11 protein-coding genes and 2 pseudogenes are annotated in these 17,372 nt (G+C 55.8%); 4 read left to right on the top strand and 9 right to left on the bottom strand.

All coding sequences use genetic code 11. The features are described 5' to 3' along the window. Nucleotides 1-89 precede the first annotated feature (89 nt). Together EV659_RS14305 and EV659_RS14300 are read right to left on the bottom strand one after the other, a co-directional pair. Nucleotides 90-542: a TonB-dependent receptor plug domain-containing protein gene (locus EV659_RS14305; protein WP_165878926.1), complete on the bottom strand. Its 453-nt coding sequence runs from the start codon at nucleotides 540-542 to the stop codon at nucleotides 90-92. Nucleotides 543-667: 125 nt separating this feature from the next. Beyond that, a complete protein-coding gene (locus EV659_RS14300) occupies nucleotides 668-1,540 on the bottom strand; it encodes a helix-turn-helix domain-containing protein (protein ID WP_132709576.1) in 873 nt (290 codons plus the stop codon). 573 nt (nucleotides 1,541-2,113) lie between these two features. Between EV659_RS14300 and EV659_RS14935 the strand changes: the two genes are divergently transcribed. Genes EV659_RS14935 through EV659_RS14275 form a run of 4 tightly spaced genes read left to right on the top strand, consistent with a single transcriptional unit; the run spans nucleotide 2,114 to nucleotide 5,815 of the window. Then, a complete protein-coding gene (locus tag EV659_RS14935) occupies nucleotides 2,114-2,674 on the top strand; it encodes a hypothetical protein (RefSeq protein ID WP_184409840.1) in 561 nt (186 codons plus the stop codon). Beyond that, a complete protein-coding gene (locus tag EV659_RS14285; protein WP_132709574.1) occupies nucleotides 2,671-4,002 on the top strand; it encodes a relaxase/mobilization nuclease domain-containing protein in 1,332 nt (443 codons plus the stop codon). Before EV659_RS14935 ends, EV659_RS14285 begins: the two co-directional genes overlap by 4 nt. Before the next feature lie 18 nt (nucleotides 4,003-4,020). After that, the gene (locus EV659_RS14280) at nucleotides 4,021-5,523 is read left to right on the top strand and encodes a type IV secretory system conjugative DNA transfer family protein (protein WP_132709573.1); all 1,503 of its coding nucleotides are present in this window, start codon (nucleotides 4,021-4,023) and stop codon (nucleotides 5,521-5,523) included. After that, nucleotides 5,516-5,815: a hypothetical protein gene (locus EV659_RS14275; protein ID WP_132709572.1), complete on the top strand. Its 300-nt coding sequence runs from the start codon at nucleotides 5,516-5,518 to the stop codon at nucleotides 5,813-5,815. The genes EV659_RS14280 and EV659_RS14275 overlap by 8 nt, the downstream gene beginning before the upstream one ends. 470 nt (nucleotides 5,816-6,285) lie before the next feature. Here the strand turns inward: EV659_RS14275 and EV659_RS14270 are convergent, their stop codons facing one another. From EV659_RS14270 to EV659_RS15280, 7 genes and pseudogenes are all read right to left on the bottom strand, one after another. Next, nucleotides 6,286-8,175 (bottom strand): UvrD-helicase domain-containing protein, encoded by a 1,890-nt coding sequence (locus tag EV659_RS14270; RefSeq protein WP_132709571.1) that lies wholly within the window; start codon nucleotides 8,173-8,175, stop codon nucleotides 6,286-6,288. Then, a complete protein-coding gene (locus tag EV659_RS14265) occupies nucleotides 8,175-10,487 on the bottom strand; it encodes an AAA family ATPase (protein ID WP_132709570.1) in 2,313 nt (770 codons plus the stop codon). The genes EV659_RS14270 and EV659_RS14265 overlap by 1 nt, the downstream gene beginning before the upstream one ends. Further along, nucleotides 10,477-11,694, bottom strand: a complete 1,218-nt coding sequence (locus tag EV659_RS14260; protein WP_132709569.1) for a GIY-YIG nuclease family protein — start codon at nucleotides 11,692-11,694, stop codon at nucleotides 10,477-10,479. The genes EV659_RS14265 and EV659_RS14260 overlap by 11 nt, the downstream gene beginning before the upstream one ends. Next, a complete protein-coding gene (locus tag EV659_RS14255) occupies nucleotides 11,687-13,747 on the bottom strand; it encodes a DEAD/DEAH box helicase family protein (RefSeq protein WP_132709568.1) in 2,061 nt (686 codons plus the stop codon). The genes EV659_RS14260 and EV659_RS14255 overlap by 8 nt, the downstream gene beginning before the upstream one ends. After that, on the bottom strand, nucleotides 13,744-14,796 hold the full coding sequence (locus EV659_RS14250; RefSeq protein ID WP_132709567.1) for a PDDEXK family nuclease: 1,053 nt from the start codon (nucleotides 14,794-14,796) through the stop codon (nucleotides 13,744-13,746). The genes EV659_RS14255 and EV659_RS14250 overlap by 4 nt, the downstream gene beginning before the upstream one ends. Then, a pseudogene (locus tag EV659_RS14245) lies at nucleotides 14,793-17,279 on the bottom strand (class I SAM-dependent DNA methyltransferase); the annotation flags it as partial. The pseudogene EV659_RS14245 and the gene EV659_RS14250, both read right to left, overlap by 4 nt. Then, nucleotides 17,279-17,372, bottom strand: a pseudogene (locus tag EV659_RS15280) (IS5 family transposase); the annotation flags it as partial. The pseudogenes EV659_RS15280 and EV659_RS14245, both read right to left, overlap by 1 nt.

Raw genomic sequence — 17,372 nt, 5'->3', positions numbered from 1 at the left:
GAACCTGGTGCGCTTCATGATGAGTTCCCCCTTTTCTGGGATGCTACGGGAAACTCACCTTCCAGATGGAGCGGTTTTCGGGGAGAAGGTCAGTTAAGCCCATACAGAGCGCTTTGGGGGCCGCGCAGAAACTCGATGCGTTCAAGATCCTCAAGAAGTAAGTCGTTGAGCTCGCGGTAGGGGACATCGTCGACATAAACCGCCACTCGGTTCACGACGAACGGGTTCGAGGCGATGCCACGCACCGTCAGGAACAGCCCGCCAACCTGACCAAGTCGCTGGGTGCTGAGGTTAGGCAGTGCGCGCGTGAGATCGCTGACGCTGTCAATGCGCGCCGACTCAAGCTCATCCGCGCTCAGTACGCTCGCGCCAATCGCCGAACGGCTTAGGTCGACGCCTGGCGTCTTGCTTCCCGTCACCACGATGACGTCCAGCACCTCGTCTTTTTCGGCCCGCTGGTCTTGTGTCGATTGCGCATATCCCGGCGCGCTTAGAAGGGCCGCCGAGATGATAACGAGGGTCTGATAGTGCCATGGGCGCAACGGAAACTCTCCCGAGCAAAGTGGTGTGAATGCTTCGCATTCTCGCAGTCAGCTCGACTCGTTGCTATCTCAATTGTCTTCGTGATCAGGCGTCGTTTCTTCGCGAGTGAGCGACCGAAACCAACTCAATTCCGTTGGCGTCCATTGCAGGAGGACGGCGATACGCCGAACTGCCGGCGGAAGGCGGTCGAAAAGGCGTTGGGCTGATAACCTACCGTGTAGGCTGCCTCGGAGACGGACGCCCCTCCTACGAGCATTTGCATAGCAAGCTGCATGCGGCGATCGGTTATGAACGCTGCGACGCTGACGCCATAACGCTCGCGGAATGCGGACGACAGGGTCCGGACATTAACACCAACGGACCGCGCAAGAAAATCGAGCGTCAACGGATCGCCCAAACGGCTCTCAATCAGATCGCGCGCCGCCTCCGCTTTCACGGCTGATGCACCGGATGGCGTCTGCGCTTCGACGCCTTCCAGCCATGTTTCAGCAACCGCTATAAGCTCAAGGCCGCGCGCCTGAAGAACAAGATGTCTGACCGAATCTTGAAACCAGGGGTCAATCGGTTCGAGAAGATGTAAAACCCGCCGGATGATGCCTCTGTGGTCTGTCGTTCTCAGCGGCTCGTTCTTCAACCTTCTTAGGAGGTTCAGAACTGACGGATCAACTGCGGTCAATTGCTCGGGTTCGATATGGACGCCGAAAGAGCATGACTGGCCAGCGCCCATAACTGTTGTGAAATCTGCTGGCTCCGAGGTGAGGTCGAGCAGCGACAAAACCGGCCCACGGGCTGTGAAGCTTCCGAGGTCAGGCGCACTTGTCTGAATCCGAGCGACGCCAAGGCCGATATGGAGCCCTTCCGGGACTGAAGCGACGTAAGTGCTTTCCACTTGGGTGTCCCGACGCGACAGCCAGACCGATCCGGTGATCGACGAAGCCGCCTCCAGGTTACCACCGGATAAGAAGGCGATGTCTGCCAACTGCGAAGCGTTGCTCATCGTGGAAAGACGTCCTTGTTACCCAAGGTCCTGATTGTGTCGCAAATGCCACGCATTCGCAAGATGGGTGTTTGCTCATAGGTGAACAGCGAAACAGTAGTTCGCAGTATCGACTCGCATGTCCTACCGGGTGGCAGTCGAACTTTTGACGGTCGCGGCGCGCGCAATCGCACTCGGTCGCGCTGAGGCGAACCGTTTCGCAGGCGCTAGGTCACGTTGGATTCGAACCCGCAGGCGCGAAAGGAGCTAACGGGTCGAAGGTCGTTTCAGCACGCCTGAGTGAGCCGCCAACTCAGGCGAAATTACCACGTAAGCAGCGCGTAAGCACAAAGCCCCTAAAAGGACCGTCGACTAAAAGTTTGATTTATTAAGGAAAATGGCGCACCTAAGCGGAGAAACTTCGAACCAGTTGTTCGAGGTGCTCTCCGAATGGAACGCACAGTTAAGTTCTTGTTCTCTATACGATAATCCTAAAGAGCTTCCATTTCAACTGGATGGTGCTGAACGCCAAGAAACTGCGGATTCAGCCAATTCCGACGGCGAAGAGCCGGTTGAAACATATGGGAGCGGGTCATGGACAGGCTAACTCCCAAATGGGGCTCTTTTGGTGGTTCCGGCAGCAAGTCCAGCGGATCGGGGCAAAACACTGGTGCGGCGCACAAGTCCGGCAAGCCGGATAAAAAGCGCCCGGCTCCGTTTTCGTTGCGGCTGAGCTTCGAAGAAAAGCAAAAGCTGATCGAGGATGCCGGTCGGCAATCCATCTCGGCGTATATCAAAGAGCGGCTTTTTGATCCCGATACGCCGGTCAAACAGGCACGCGGGCTCAACCCGGTCAAAGACCAGAAAGCGCTGGCGCAGCTTCTCGGAATGCTGGGCTCGTCCCGCATTGCAAAAAACCTGAATGAGCTGGCCGATGCTGCACGCGTCGGCGCGCTGCCGATCAATGAGGACACAGAGAAGGCGATCAAGCGCGCCTGTGATGATGTCCGAATCATGCGGCGCTTTCTGCTGGCTGCCCTCGGCATCCGGGAAACCAATAAAGCGACGCATGTCTGCGAAAGCTGCTCGTCGGCCTTTGGCCGGGCGGCAAGCGATCGTGGTGAGAGCACTCCGGATGGGGAGCCCTCGCCATGATTATCAAGGCATCCCAACGCGGCGGCGGGCGGGCCCTTGCCGCCCATCTGATGAACAGACGCGATAACGAGCATGTCGAGCTGCACACTGTGCGCGGCTTCGTGTCCGACGATCTACACGGCGCGTTCCTGGAAGCGGAAGCGGCGGCCAAGGGAACGAAGTGCACGCAGCACTTTTTCTCGGTCAGCCTGTCCCCGCCCGAGACGGAAAACGTCCGCCCGGAAGTCTTTGAGCTGGCCGCAAGACGGATCGAAAAGGAAATGGGCCTAGAGCGCCAGCCGATGGCGCTCGTGTTCCATGAAAAGGATGGTCGTCGCCACGCCCATGCGGTGTGGAGCCGGATCGACACCGAAAACATGCGGGCGATCAATCTCCCGCATTTTAAGCGCAAGCTGAACGAGATTTCGCGGGGGCTCTTCCTCGAACATGGCTGGAACCTGCCCGATGGGTATAAGCGCGGACAGGATCGTTCCCCGCTGAATTTCACCCTCGCCGAATGGCAACAAGCCCGGCGCGCCGGAAAAAGCGCCGCCGATATCAAGGCCAGCTTCCAGGAATGCTGGAACGGCGCGAAAGACGCTGCGGCCTTCAAGCGCCTGCTTGAAGAGCGCGGCTATTATCTGGCGCAAGGCGATCGGCGCGGCTTCGTCGCCGTCGATCTCCAGGGCGAGGTTTATGCGATCCTGCGCATGACCGGCCAGAAGACCAAAGCGGTCAAAGACCGCCTGGGTGATCCGTCAACGCTGCCGTCGGTCGCCGAGACCAAGGCGCGTGTCGCGGAGCTGATGAAAAAAGTCCTCAAGCGTCATATCACGACGCTGGATCAGGAAAGCGCTGAGCGCCTCAAGCCAATCCATTCCAAAAAGCGCGCCATGCGCGCCGATCATCGGGCGGAGCGTGCGGCGCTTGATCAGCGCCAGGCCGAACGCTGGGTGGCGGAATCCAATGCCCGCCAGGCCCGGTTTTCCAAAGGCATAAAGGGTGTCTGGGACTGGCTGCGCGGCAAGCATAGCGCTGTGCGCAAGCGCAATGAGGCGGAAGTCGCCTTCAAGCGCGAGCGCGATGCGAACGAACGCCAGGACCTGATCACCCGTCAACTGGCCGAGCGGCGCGCCCTGCAAGCCGATATCCGGAACGAGCGGCAACGCCATGCGAGCGAGCTGGCGCGGCTCACCCGTGACCTCACGAAGACGCGGGCGCTGTCAGACGCCCTCGAAAAGCCCTCGGCCAGGACACGCGCTGCGCTGGAGACATCCAAGGCCAGCCGCTCCCGCAACCGCTCCACGCAATCCGGTGGCCGGTCCCGCGACCGCACCCTCGACCCGTAAACGCGAAGGACAAAAACGATGCCTCCTTTCGGAAAAGCGAAGAATGAGATCGCAGGCGATGTCCTGATGGCCACGCGCGGGGTAAGCGACACGCTCGAACTTGATCCGCAGGCCACCTCGCGCTGGCTGAGCCCGGAACTCACCGTTCAGGCGCTTCCGTTCAGCGCGGAGGAGCACAATGCGATGTTCCTGGGATATCTTCCGGGAACCAAGCGCCCGCATTATGTCGGCATGCCGATCGATGACCGGCACGGCGTCACCATCGCCGGGGCGCGATCGGGTAAAGGCACAAGCTTCATCGTGCCGAACCTGTTGCTCTATCCCGGCTCGGTCTTCGCCAATGATCCCAAGGGCGAGCTGGCACGCATCACCTCGCGCCGCCGCCGGGAGATGGGCCAGCAGGTCGCGATCATCGATCCGTTCTGTGATAGCGGCATTCCCGAAAGCGACCTCGCGGCCTTCAACCCGCTCGATATCATCGACCCGCAAGATGAAAGCGCGGTCGATGAAGCCGGGCTCCTCGCAAGCGCGCTGATTGTTCCCGAAACGGGCAGCGGCAAGCACTGGACCGACTCCGCCCGGAACTTCCTGCACGGCGTCATTCTCTATGTCGCGCTGAACTGCATCGGGCGCGAGCGCACCCTGCCGTATGTGCGCGAGCTGATCACCCTGCCCGATGATCCGTTTTACGGCCCCGACGGGCTGATCGCGCGTATGCAGGCAACCGGCGGATTCTGCGAACAGGCCGCCAATAGCCTGGTCGCCAAGTCGGTGAATGAGCGCTCGTCGGTCCTTTCGACCGCATTGGAACAGACCGCCTTCCTGGCAAGCCCGGCAATGACGCGGGGACTCGGGCGCTCGACCTTCGACATTGATGCGCTCAAGAACACTGAGGCGGGGCTGACCGTTTATCTCTGCCTGCCTGCCCGGCGGCTGCGCACGCATAGCCGGTTTTTACGGCTGCTCCTGATGGTGGCGCTCGCCCGGATGGAAGCAGTGCCGAATGTCTCGGTCACGCAAGCCACGGCCAATGGCTGGCCCGTCCTGTTCATGCTCGATGAGTTTCCGGTGCTCGGGCATATGGACGTCATTGAAAGCGCCGCCGGTCTCATGGCCGGGTACGGCGTCAAGCTCTGGACCGTGCTTCAGGATTTAAGCCAGCTTCAGCGCGACTATCCGCGAAGCTGGCAGACCTTCCTGGGCAACACCGGGATCATCCAGAATTTCGGAAGCAGTGATGAGGCGACCTGCGCCTACATCTCCAAGCTCTGCGGCGAGACCGAAAATCTCAGCCAGTCTTTGCCTGAACTGACCGACCGCGAACGCGGCGCCGGGAAGATCGGGCTCAATCGATCCGTAACCGTCACGCCGCTGCTGCGGCCTGATGAGGTCCGCCGCTTCTTCGCGCGCGGCACGGGCCGGGCGCTTCTCTCCATCCCTGGTGAGCACCCGATCGCGGTGATGCGCGCCAACTACTTCGATCCGCAACACACCGAACTCTTTGGAGGCAAATATGACTGACCGTCCGTTAGAAATTGAGGAGATGGGGCTTCGCACGAAGTTTCGTATCCGTTGGAAACTGTTCATCGGATGTGTTCTGACCATGATCGGCGGGCCCGTTATCGAATGGGCGTTCGCCGGGTTTGCAGGTTTTCCGTTCGAACAAAGCTGGATGACGGCAGCTCGCTTCGCGGCTGCTGTGATCGGTCCGCTCCAGGTCCTGGGCGGCCTTCAGCTCTTCTTTTTCACCTATCTGCCGTACAAGATCGCGAAGAAACGGAATGCCGGTTCGCCGGATTTGCGCCGCCGGTAGGCGCGCAAACTGCCCTATCGGCTGAAGAGGAATGAGGTCCTTACGTCCTCGGTCTCTCTCCCAAGCGCCCATGCGGATGCCTTTCCGCTGGGGATTATCGGGGCCGGGTCACGAAAGGCTCCGATGGTCGGGGCCTTGGAACATAAAGACCCGAGGAGGACCACATGCGTTTCTTCATCCGATTTGAAATGGCGTTCGAGCGCGAGACGACTGCGCAAACGCTCTGCCGGACGATCTTCAACGCGAACGCTCGCCGCAAATAGGCGCGCATGCGATGATCGCCGAATACCGCTGAGGCGGACCGTCCACACGGCCCGCCTTTTTTCTGATTAGGAAAGGGTTGCGGCCTGCAACCCTGGCCTTTGCCGAAAACGGGGTGTGCAAACAGAAGGGAAAATCGACGGCGGGCGCAGGCCAGCCGAGCCTCGGGAACCGTCTATTTTTCGCGAAGTGCGCTGAGGGGCTGGCCTCTAAGAGATATCGATCTCTTCCTCAGAAAACCAACCTTGCTCCAGCACTTGAGCTTTCACCGCTTCCGGATTTTCGGCATAGATGACAAGCGCCAAGCTGCATTCCGCACGGCTGCATGTAACGTATAAAAGCCGACGAGTGCGATCGATTGAGCTATCCTTGCCCTCTTCGATGTTTTTCAGATCTGTGGCGGACAGCTGCTTATCGCCTAGTAGCTTGCCGTAACCGAACATGAAGCCACGTGCTTCAGTATCATCAAGAATTACCATCACACGCTGGAACTCCAGCCCTTTTACTCCTTGATGAGTATCGAACGAAGCTAGGCCCGAAACATACTTTCGGTAGATATCAATTTCAGAAAACGGCGCCTTCAAGAATGATAAAATTGCAGAATTGCGGTCATTTAATGGGTCGGCATTCTCGTCTTCCTCCGATGAAGCCGTTTGTGCTTTTAGAACGGCGTATGCGGATTGCAGCGACTCTGGAACTTCGTAGAGTCGGTTCTCGGCAATGCAGCACAACACATCGCCGCAGCTCGGCTCGCCTTTATCCCAAAGCGCCATAAGCGCATCGACGCCCGATTGTGCCTTTTTTAACAGAACACTTGGGTCAGCTGCTGCCTCCAGGGCGCTGGCTGTAAGCAATGGAGAAGACTGGCGGACCAATCTTGATACCGCGAATTTGTCATCTGCCGCTTGTGCTTGAACAAGTGGCAAGACTGACTGGATGAAGAACCGCAGTGGGGGGAGACTTCCGTCGAGCAGGCCCGTACGCCAACTATCAATTCCATATAGAGGGCTGAAGACGTTCTCAAAGCCAAGGCGCTTCGCCGACATATGGTGTTCAAGCGTGAGAATCTTACAAAGATCACGGTCAGTCCAGGCATCATCCTCGGAAATGCCCGCCATTTGGGTTCGTATCGCATCTTCAGTGGCCATGCGGTCAACCGTTGAGGTCTTCCGGATAAAGAGCCTTACCTGCCCCTCGATTGCATCAGACCTAGGCTCTTGAGTGTGGGTATCCACAGCTTCACGAATCTTATTGATGAGATGAACCACGCGCTTGGGGCATCGATGGTTGAGCTTTTTGGAAGGCTTCCCCCAGCTATCGGGAAGTTCGTCTTCAATCCGTTCTTTGCCATCTTGGTAAATGCGCTGCATGAGGTCGCCGATGAGGCCTAATGAGAAGTGCTCTGACTGCTCCTTCTCGACAATGAAGAGTGCGTCGATCAGGTGACGATTGGTATCCTGGCTCTCGTCGATAAGAAGGAACGGAAATCGCCCAACTAATATCCAGCGCATCAAAGGCTTATGCGATAGGAAGGCCGTACAAATGGCGATAACTTCCGCGTGGTTTAGGGAGTTCGGTTCCGAATTTTCCCCGTTAGGACTGTATGAAAAGTATTGAATGGAGTCGATACTCTTCAGTCGACGCCCCTTTGACTCGATTTTAGAAATTCGCGTGATAGAAGCCTTTGTACCGGCTCTGCCTTTCTCTTCTTCTTCGCGAAGTTGTTGAATTTCAGCTTCTAGATTCGCACGGAGCCATTCGCGGATATCATGATGAAAGCCCTTGATAAGCTCCCATGCGAAGCTGTGGATTGTCGCTACGTAGAAGAGTGGATGAAAGTCTATTCGGCGATTGATCTCATCGCAGGCAGCATTGGTGTAAGTTATCACGCCGACCCGATGGCCATGTAAGGAGAGTTCACGCCCGCAGTTGGCGCGAATGAAATTTAGCGCTTTGACGAGTGAACGGGTCTTGCCTGAGCCAGCACCTGCAAAAAGAAAAAAGCTCTTAGGCTCGTTTGGATTTAGGTAGCTGGCGATTTCGTCATCGACAGGATCGTCCAAGGCTATGTTCGAGGCGGGAGCTAATTCTACTGTCATCAGGTTTGCTGCATTCCCGAATTTTCGGTCGCCACCGGAACGGCAATACCCAAGTCCTTTTGCTTTTCCCTTAGCTGCTCAACGAGCCAGCTCAGGCCGTCCCGAATATAGAATGGAGGCGTCAACTCCATCGGATTTTCCAGCTCAAGGAGATTGAGAGCGAACTCAGCCTTACCCCCACTGTCTAGCGCTTTGAGGATGGCTTCACTCAATTCACCCAAGTTATCACTTTGCTCAATTACAGCCTTGAATTTCGCCCACAGCCCGGTACCCGTGTGCGCGGTAAAAAGAGCTTGGTTCTCCATTACCAGAGCATCTTCCAGCGTGTTGCACAGCGCTTCGGCTTTGCTGCCTTTGAACTCAATTTCGACGGGACATTGGTAGGCGGCCCGAACAGAAAAACGCTGATCCTCGTACCGCTTGCTTTTCGCATCCGCACTAAGGCTCAACAAGGTATCTAAGTCTCGAACAGCAGGACACCAAGACCGCAAGATTTGATTTCGTGTAGTCAGCCCAGCACCCTTTTGGGGAACTGCCTTCTTACCATTAGCGCCCTTGGCATCAAGATCAGTGATAATAAGAGTAGTCAGACCTAAATGTTCCACCAACCGGCGAAGCCGGTGAGCATGACTTCCACCTATTTCGAGCCAAGTGATGTAGCACTCGTGAAGCGCCGCAAGGTCAGGATCATTTCGGACAAAGAACGGCACTAAAATTCGTTCGGCAGGCCCCTCGACGAAAACTGCGGCATCGGCGAAGAATAGGTCACAGTGCGTCACTTTGAGATAGCGCGTAACAAAGCGCTTGGTTGTTATCCGCGATCCAAAAACAGAGCCTAAATTTACAACACACGAAGTCGGCACGACGTTCCCATCAGAAGGAAGGCGTCGGAAATATCTCAAGTGATCAAAGTCGCACTCATGCGCGATATGGCTGGAGTGCGTGCTCACAACGAGTTGGGTTTTGAGCGACTCCGAATTGCCAAGATCGTCGTGCTTGCGAAGCACCTTGTAGGCCTGCCGGATGAAGACCTGCTGGACCTGTGTGTGGAGATGTGCCTCGGGTTCCTCGATGAGCACCAAATGCAATGGCGGGATGAGTGCGTCGGTCGCCGCCGCTGCCTTGCCTACGCGCATCCACGCATCGCGAAAACTCATAAGCCTGAAAATCATCGAAATGAGGTTCTGGTAACCGAGACCATTCGAGTCCTCTGGCAAGTTTAATTCGATAGAGCTTTCACCGTCGTTTGCAGTGATGACATACTGCACGGCAGCATCGTGATTGAGCCCATCAACAGGCTTTAGGCGAGTTGAAATTTTGAGCTTAGGGTCGGTGACGCCGGGATAGCCCATCCCCTCCACTTCTTGAATGGCTGGCGAGAAACCGTCCTTGAGCCGAGCGTCAAAGGCTTGCTGCGCTTTATCGATCGCTCTGAGCGCTTCAATGTCTTGCGGGTCGGGGTTTTCGAACGGGTCTAGATGCTTGCTCCAGTACCGCCGAAGCTGATCAGACATACGTCGCGTCGCAGTGGAGCCAGAGAGAGCGCCATCGTCATCAAAGTCTCGTAGTCCATCGACCTGGCCGAAGCCACGTTGTGCGCTGATCTCATCAATTCGGATGAGGCCCTTGAATGGCTCACTGCCAATGGGAACGGGATCATCGGGCAAAGCTTGGGTCTTCGCTATGCCATGTTCGGGTTCTTCAAGCCTTTCGGGATCGAGAATATACGACTGAACGGCAAATAAACTGCTGAAGCGACGTTGCATGAAATCCGTTAGTGAGCGAGGCCACAAAACGATAGCCGCTTGCTTATCCGAGCCTTCTTCGTCGCCGGTCGACTCTTCGGCAGCCTCAATACGGCGCGCGTCATCACGGGCCGCCAAATATTCCTTCTGGAGTTGCAGTGCATCCTTTGGCTCTAACCGAAGACGGACACCAAGCCGCCCACCATCCCAATCAAGTGAAGGGATAAGTTTTTGAACGAGGTGCGCTTCCCTCTTATCAACATGAAGCCAGACATCCAGAAACGGCAGCATGGGTTCCCAGACAGGCTCAGGAAGTGGTGTATTATCTTTCTTAGCGCTCTCCCAGGAACACCCCATTTGGTCGATCGCAGGCCAATGTGACAACGTAAAATCATTAAGTGAAAATTGGCTTCTTTCACGCTCAACGAGGAAATAGCGGAGAGCAATCATGGCTGAGGTTTTGCCGCTGTTATTAGCACCAACAAACACTGTAGTTTCATCGGCCACACCAATGCGTACAGATTTTAGTTTCCGAAAATTCGCTATTTCCAACAATTCAATGTGCATCGCGTCGCTCCACCAACTGAGCCGCGACTGGGTCGTAAGTATAATTTCCAATCGTCCCGTCCTTGAATTTCTCAATCGCCTCGTCGATCACGAATAGCGGGACCAGGAACCACTCACGTGGTTCAACCGGATTGCCGAAGCGATCCTTGATGTCGATCTTCAGGCGCGCCGGTTCGAAGACGCGGTGCATCAGTCGCTCGAACTTTTTGCGATTGATGTTGAACAGCTCATAGGTCGCGACGACCTCGACATCAGCCAGAAGGTAGGTCGCATCCTTAGCGGCATTCGCGATGCGCTTCTCAACGCTGCCGCCAGTCACACCGATCTTGTGGAGCACCTCGCGGTTTTCCGAAACGGTTGGGTGATTGGACTTGCTCCGAAGGACATAGATTGTCCCGCTCGCGAGATCCTCTTCCTCTTGAGAATCTCCGAAAAGCGGGCCAGCCGTCGGCTCGGTGATGCGCCGGCTGGTCTCGTCCTTGTAGATCGCGCGCTGTAGCGACCGGAGGAGCAAGTTGCTCTCGGTGCCATTGGCGAAAATCACTCGAAGCCTTGCGTCGAATTCGCCGTTCGGGGCCCTGATCTGTTCGCCGACCTCGGCGACATAGAGAGTCTGGCCGCCGACGATGAAAAACTCGCCCTCGCGGATATCCGTTTTCAAGAAGCCTGCTTCCTTTCGGATGACGCGGGTCTGTCGAACACCATCCTTGAGTTCGGCCTGCACCTGATCGAAGAGCGGCTTGAAGGTTTCAAAATCAGCGCAGCGCTCACGGTTCGCCATCTCTTCGGCGGCTCGCTTCTCAGCGCTTGAACGGACATGCTTTAGCTCTGTGATGTCAGCGGTTTCAGCTTCAACGCCTAGCTGCTCCAGCAGGGCGTCATCATCGAGGTCTTCCTCGATGTCACTGTTTGCATCCTCTGCCTTGCCCAGCAGCCCTTGATGATCGAGGGGTTCCAAGAGAGAACGACATTCCTCTAGCTGGCGCAGTCGATCCAGCCGGACGGCATACATTCGCTCGAAAATGTCATTGTCTTCGCCATGCTGTGGCGCGCGGCTATGCTCCGCATAGAAGCGCTGAATATCTTCGAAACCTGCGATGATGCGCTCTTCGCGTGGCGTCAGGCTCTTCTGCTTTTTCGCTTCGACCTCGACACCGAGTTCGCCGAGTAGCGCATCGTCCTCGTCTGTGAATGCGGATTTAGCCATTGGCAGCCTCCGCTTTCATCTTGGCGAGATAGGCTACGCCTTCGGCCATACGCTTCTCCCAGGCATCGGCCGAGGTGATCGAAGGAAGCCGACCGCGCTCATGCTTGAATTTGAGAGCGCGCTTGGCGAGCTCACGCGCCTCTTCGGGCGACATGCTCACGCGCTTGCCAGCGATGATCGCTTTGACCTGCTTCAAGCTCTCCTCATTCATGGTTTTGGCGAGGATTGCATAGGCCTCGCCGAACGGATTGATCCGATCGATCAAGTCGATATCGAGTTCGCGGACATCCATGGCGAACTTACGCACCCCATCGATAAGAGCCGTGTTACCGGCCTGCTCGATATCGGGATCGTCACCCGCAGCGATGGCTTTGGCCTTTTGTGTCAGGTTCAGCGCGGCGATCGCGTGTTGGCGCACGGCTTCCTGATCGGCTTCATCAAGCTCTGGATAGCGGTCCTTGATGATCTTGCCCATGCGGACTTGGGTCAGCTCTTCCGGTACCAGCTCCTCATTGAAGAGCCCTTGTTCGATGGCCGCCTTATCCTGGGCGAAGGCCGTGATGACCTCGTTCAAATCCTCTTTACAGATGCGCTCGGCCTCTTTCGTCTTCGGCTCGGCAAGGCCTTTGACCTCGATCTGAAATTCGCCTTGCTCCTCGTTGAAGCCGACATTGCATTTCTCAGGATCGTAGCCGCCTTCACCGTAGTCGAAGCCCTCAACCGGGCCGCTCTCAACATTCTTGGGCGTGAAATTGAAACGCGGCGCCAGGACCTGCTCCATGAGCAAGCTGGCGGCGATCGCTTTGAGCGTATCGTTCACAGCGTCCACAACGCTGTCTTCTGAGGCGTCCGGCTCGGCAATTAGATTGGTAAAGCGCGCGCGGGTCTTCCCTTCAGCGTCACGTGTCGCGCGCCCGATGATCTGGACGATCTCGGTCAGGCTGGAGCGATAGCCGACCGTCAGTGCGTGCTCACACCATATCCAGTCGAAGCCTTCCTTCGCCATGCCAAGCGCGATGATGATGTCCACATGATCGCGGTTGTTCTTCTGCTTGGGGTCTTTAAGCGCGGCTGAGACACGATCCCGCTTTGCCGGATCATCATTGACTAGGTCAGCGATACGCAGCACGCGGCCTTCGGACGTGCGCACAAGCTGGAATCCGGTTTCCGGATCGGTGCCTTCCCAATCGCCAAGCTCATCCAGGATGTGCTCGACTTCCTTGATCTTGTCCTTGGTGCTCTCCCGCGAATTGACGCTCGGGATGTGCACGATCGTCTTTTGGTTTGGGTCGAGCACAGCCAGGATTTCATCGGCGTATGAACCAGAATAAAAATAGTATCCGATGTCGAGCGTTTTCAGCCATTTATAGCCATTGAGCTGCTCGTAGTAAGTGTAAGTAACGGTCTCGAACTTTGCCTCGTCATGCGGCATTAGAACCGCTTCAGCGTCGCCCCGGAAGTAGGAGCCCGTCATGGCAACGATATGCACCTTGTCGCGCGCAATCAGCTCGGCGAGCTGCGCGCCAAGCTTATTGTCGGGGTTGGCGGAAACGTGGTGAAACTCGTCCACAGCGATCAGGCAATCGTCGAACGCCTCGATCCCGAATTTCTCAACGGCATTGCGGAAGGTGGCGTGCGGGCAAACGAGCGCCCGGTCATCGCTATCCAGAAAGGCCTTCACGGAAGCTGCCTTGCTGCCGTCTTCACCTGGCGCGTTGCAGAGGTTCCATTTCGGCTCGACATGCCAGTCGTAATGGAAGCCGAAATTGGTCAGTGGCTCATCGGCGAAGCTCGATCCAATCGACTTCTCCGGCACTGTGATGATCGCTTTGCGGACACCCTGATTGTGCAGCTTGTCGAGCGCGATGAACATCAACGCGCGACTCTTGCCCGACGCCGGGGGCGATTTGATCAGAAGATATTGCTCACCGCGCTTCTCATAGGCGCGCTCCTGCATTGGGCGCATGCCAAGCTCATTGGACTTGGTGGCGTTGCCAGTCTGGGCGTAGGAGACGGATACCGACGGGACGGATTTGTTGCTTGGGTTGGTCATGACTTTCCTTTCTCCGCGCCAAACTTTTCAGCGAGAAAGTCAGCCGTTTCTTGTTGATAGATTTTACAGACCACGTTCTGGTTGGCGAAAATGCCATTGAATGATTGCGGTTCCGAGACCGGAAAAGTCTTCTTCCAATCAATGCCGACCACATAGCATGCGAGGTCCGCATCATCGGCATTGGCCTTCAGATAGTCTTCTTCAGCGACATCCACGAGCTTGCGGCCATCCTCCAGGACAAATTGATCGGCAGGCATCTTCTCATGGGTGACGATTCCATATCCGAGGTAGCCATTCCCCTTTTGATAGTAAAAGACCTGATCGCCTTCGCTCAGATTCCCTAGCTTATCCGTATAGAAGCGGCCTCCATGGGCGCTGAAGAACCCGTGTTTTCGCATGGGCTCCCATCGCCTATCGGCTTCAGAACCACCGGTCAGGTAGTAGTAACCGGACCAAGGACCTCGCGCTTTTCGTGTCGCGCGATCAGCAACCTTTTCCTGCTCTAGCAGAGCATCCGTCGTCAGCCACTCGCGGCCATCCTGCTCAAATACGTTGAAGAACGAGGCATTGATTCCAACGCTGTGTTCTTCAGAGAGATACTCGATGATCCGCTTCGTCGCCTCGTCCACCTCACTGGCGACCACGATCATTTGATGCGTAGCGTTCAGTGTCTCTGGAAGGCTTTGGTCAAACTTCTCTCGATAGATGTCGGCAAGCGCACAGTGCTGTTTAGCGTAGGCGATTTCATGAACATCATTCGTGGTTAGGCGGCACACCCATGATGCGTAATCCAAGACTTGAGCGACAATATCGCGGGGGCTTTTGTCGCGCTTAAGCTCGACAATGATCAAGTTCCCGCCTTGGTCCATCGCGAGAATATCAATCTGTTTGCCATGATCGGTTGACACTTGCCGACCAATGACAACCCCGTCCACACCGATCAAACTGAGGTCAGAGGCAACCCAGCTTTCAATTTTGGCCTCAAAATCAAGCGGCTTGCGGCGCGACTCAATGAGCTTATTCGCTTCAATCTGAAAAAGCCTTGTCATTGCGTCACCGCCTTTCGTTTCGTGTTTGCTCCATCATTGCTGGTCATTTTGGTGTAAAGCTCGAAGAGCTTTTCCAGGCGCTCGGTATCGTTCTTGAAGCGTCGCCCGATATAGATGCGCTCCAACACCTCATCGTTTCGATCATGCGCGGCGCGAAGATCGGCAGGCATTTCTTCAGGGTCGTAGAGGTCGGCGATCGTGGCGGGGAAATGAGCCTCGCGCGCCAGAAGAATATCCTCGGCGCAGCGGGTCAGATCTGCCTTGTTTTTCTCAGTCAGCTTTGGAATTGGGAAGGTGTTCCAACCAAGGGTGTTTGAGTAGCGGTAGTCAGTTTTTATTTTTCCGCACACTGTTGCAATCCAGTTCAAATGCATTCGCGATGCAATCAAGGCGATAGACCACAGCGGCGCATCGTAGAGTGCAAAAGCAGCATTTGAGACGACAGTGCCAACGGGCAAGAAGCCAACGGGAAGGTATTCGCGGTTCTCGCTGGTATGGATGGGAATAATGTATGGAACGGTTGTCTTGGAATTTTCTCCATACCTTATCTCAACAAAAGCGTGTGCATTTCTTGCAGCCTCTTTCGTTGGCTTTTTCTTGCTTTTCTGGCGAAACTTTTGAACGATCGAAATTCGGTTGGCGATTTCTGGTTCCGATTGCGCCTTCTCAAGCCGATCCGACTCTATCCACAGACAGAACCGCTGTTTTCCATCAATGAACTCTGTGCTGCCGATGTAAGGAACAATAAAATCACGCATAGTATTGTTGTCTTCGATGGATCGCTTTTCATCGGAAGATAGAACCAATCCCCCACCATCGGCAGGCTTGCTGCCATAATCCATCGGAGTAACGCCATTTAGTGGCTTGGAAACGCTATTCACATAGACGTTAGGAGCGGGAACCAGATATGCATTGATATTATCGACGTCGCTTTGGATGAACTCTTCAGTGTCCAGCAATGAAAACAGACGGCGCACCTTTGATGGATTTCGCGCGATCCCAACTATAACAACTGTGACGCCAGCGTTGTGACTAGCTAGGTTTTTCCATTTGAACGAAGTGTATGCGAAAAATATCTCCTGGCCGCTTGAAAATATCAAAGGCCACAAAGTTGGCACTTGTTGACCTTGACAGACCGAGTTTGTGGTAACAAAAGCTGCAGCAGAATTTGCAGCCAAGCCAAACTGCGATGCCTTCATAAACCACCCTGATACGTAGTCCAAAATCTTCCAATTCTTTGTATAAGGCTGAAAGATGGCCTCCAGATCGGCCTTCTGCTCCGGTGATTGAAGTGATGAGCCCAGGTAAGGCGGATTCCCACAAATGTACGTCTCACCGCCCTCGTTCTCGAAATCAATTTCTGCCTGATCGATCGGCGAGTGAAACAGATCATCGGAATGGTGCTTGACGACCATACCGGTCGGCCGGCAGATGCTGAGCCAATCAAGCCGAAGTGCATTACCGCAAGTGATCCAGTTCATCGCATTGAGTGGAAGCACGTCTTTGAGCGCCTCTAGCTGACCGCGATAGAGCACATCGCACTGATACTCAGCGATGATAAGCGCGAGGCGCGCGATCTCTGCCGGAAAGTCGCGAAGCTCAATCCCGCGAAAGTTAGTGAGCGGAATATCTGAACGGCGATCCTTCTCGCACCGGCGCTCGTTGATTTCTGCCTCAATTTTTCGCATTTCCTTGTAGGCGATGACCAGAAAGTTTCCGGAGCCGCAGGCCGGATCGAAGACCCGGATTTTAGCCATGCGCTTACGCAGATTGATCAGCTTGATCGGGCTGTCACCGGCTTCCTCGAGCTGCTCCCGCAGATCATCGAGAAAGAGCGGGTTGAGAACCTTCAGGATGTTACTGACACTGGTGTAGTGCATGCCGAGCGCGCCGCGCTCTTTCTCATCCGCCACGGCCTGGATCATCGATCCGAAAATATCTGGATTGACCTTCTTCCAATCAAGCTTGCCGATATGGAGAAGATAGCTGCGCGCCATCTTGGTGAAGGTCGGCACCTCAACGGAGTCCGCGAACAAGCCGCCATTCACATACGGGAACTTGGTCGCCCAGTTTCGGAGGCCTGCCGCCTCGCGGTCCTCATGCTTGGTGTTCATGGCGCGAAACAGGTCGCTGATCACCTCATGGGTGTTCGTGCTGTCGCGGTCGCTCATCAGCTCGATCGTGGAGGTGAAGAGGTCGTCGCCAGTGAAAATCTCGGTGTCTTCGGCGAAGAAGCAGAAGATGAGCCGCGCCATAAAATGGTTCATGTCGTGGCGGCGCTCCGCCGTGCCCCATTCAGGGTTGGTGCGCAGAAGCTCGATATAGAGCTTGTTCAGCCGCCCGGTCGCCTTGATGTCGAAGGCGCTTTCGCGGATTTGCTGAACCGTGCTGATCCCGGCCAGGGGCAGGAAAAAGCCGAAATGCTCATGGAAGTCGGCGAAGTCGCACGCGACCGTCTCGCCGGAATTGAGGTCTTCGGCCTCTAGGGGCTGTTGACGAAGTGGCGGAACCAGAGGCGGATCGAGGTGAGATGGATGAAGCCGAGATAGCTGTCGGCGGTTTTGTCGTAGCGGGTC

The organism is Rhodothalassium salexigens DSM 2132, from assembly GCF_004341375.1.
Lineage (GTDB): Bacteria > Pseudomonadota > Alphaproteobacteria > Sphingomonadales > Rhodothalassiaceae > Rhodothalassium > Rhodothalassium salexigens.
This window is presented reverse-complemented; position numbering and strand designations above follow the sequence as displayed.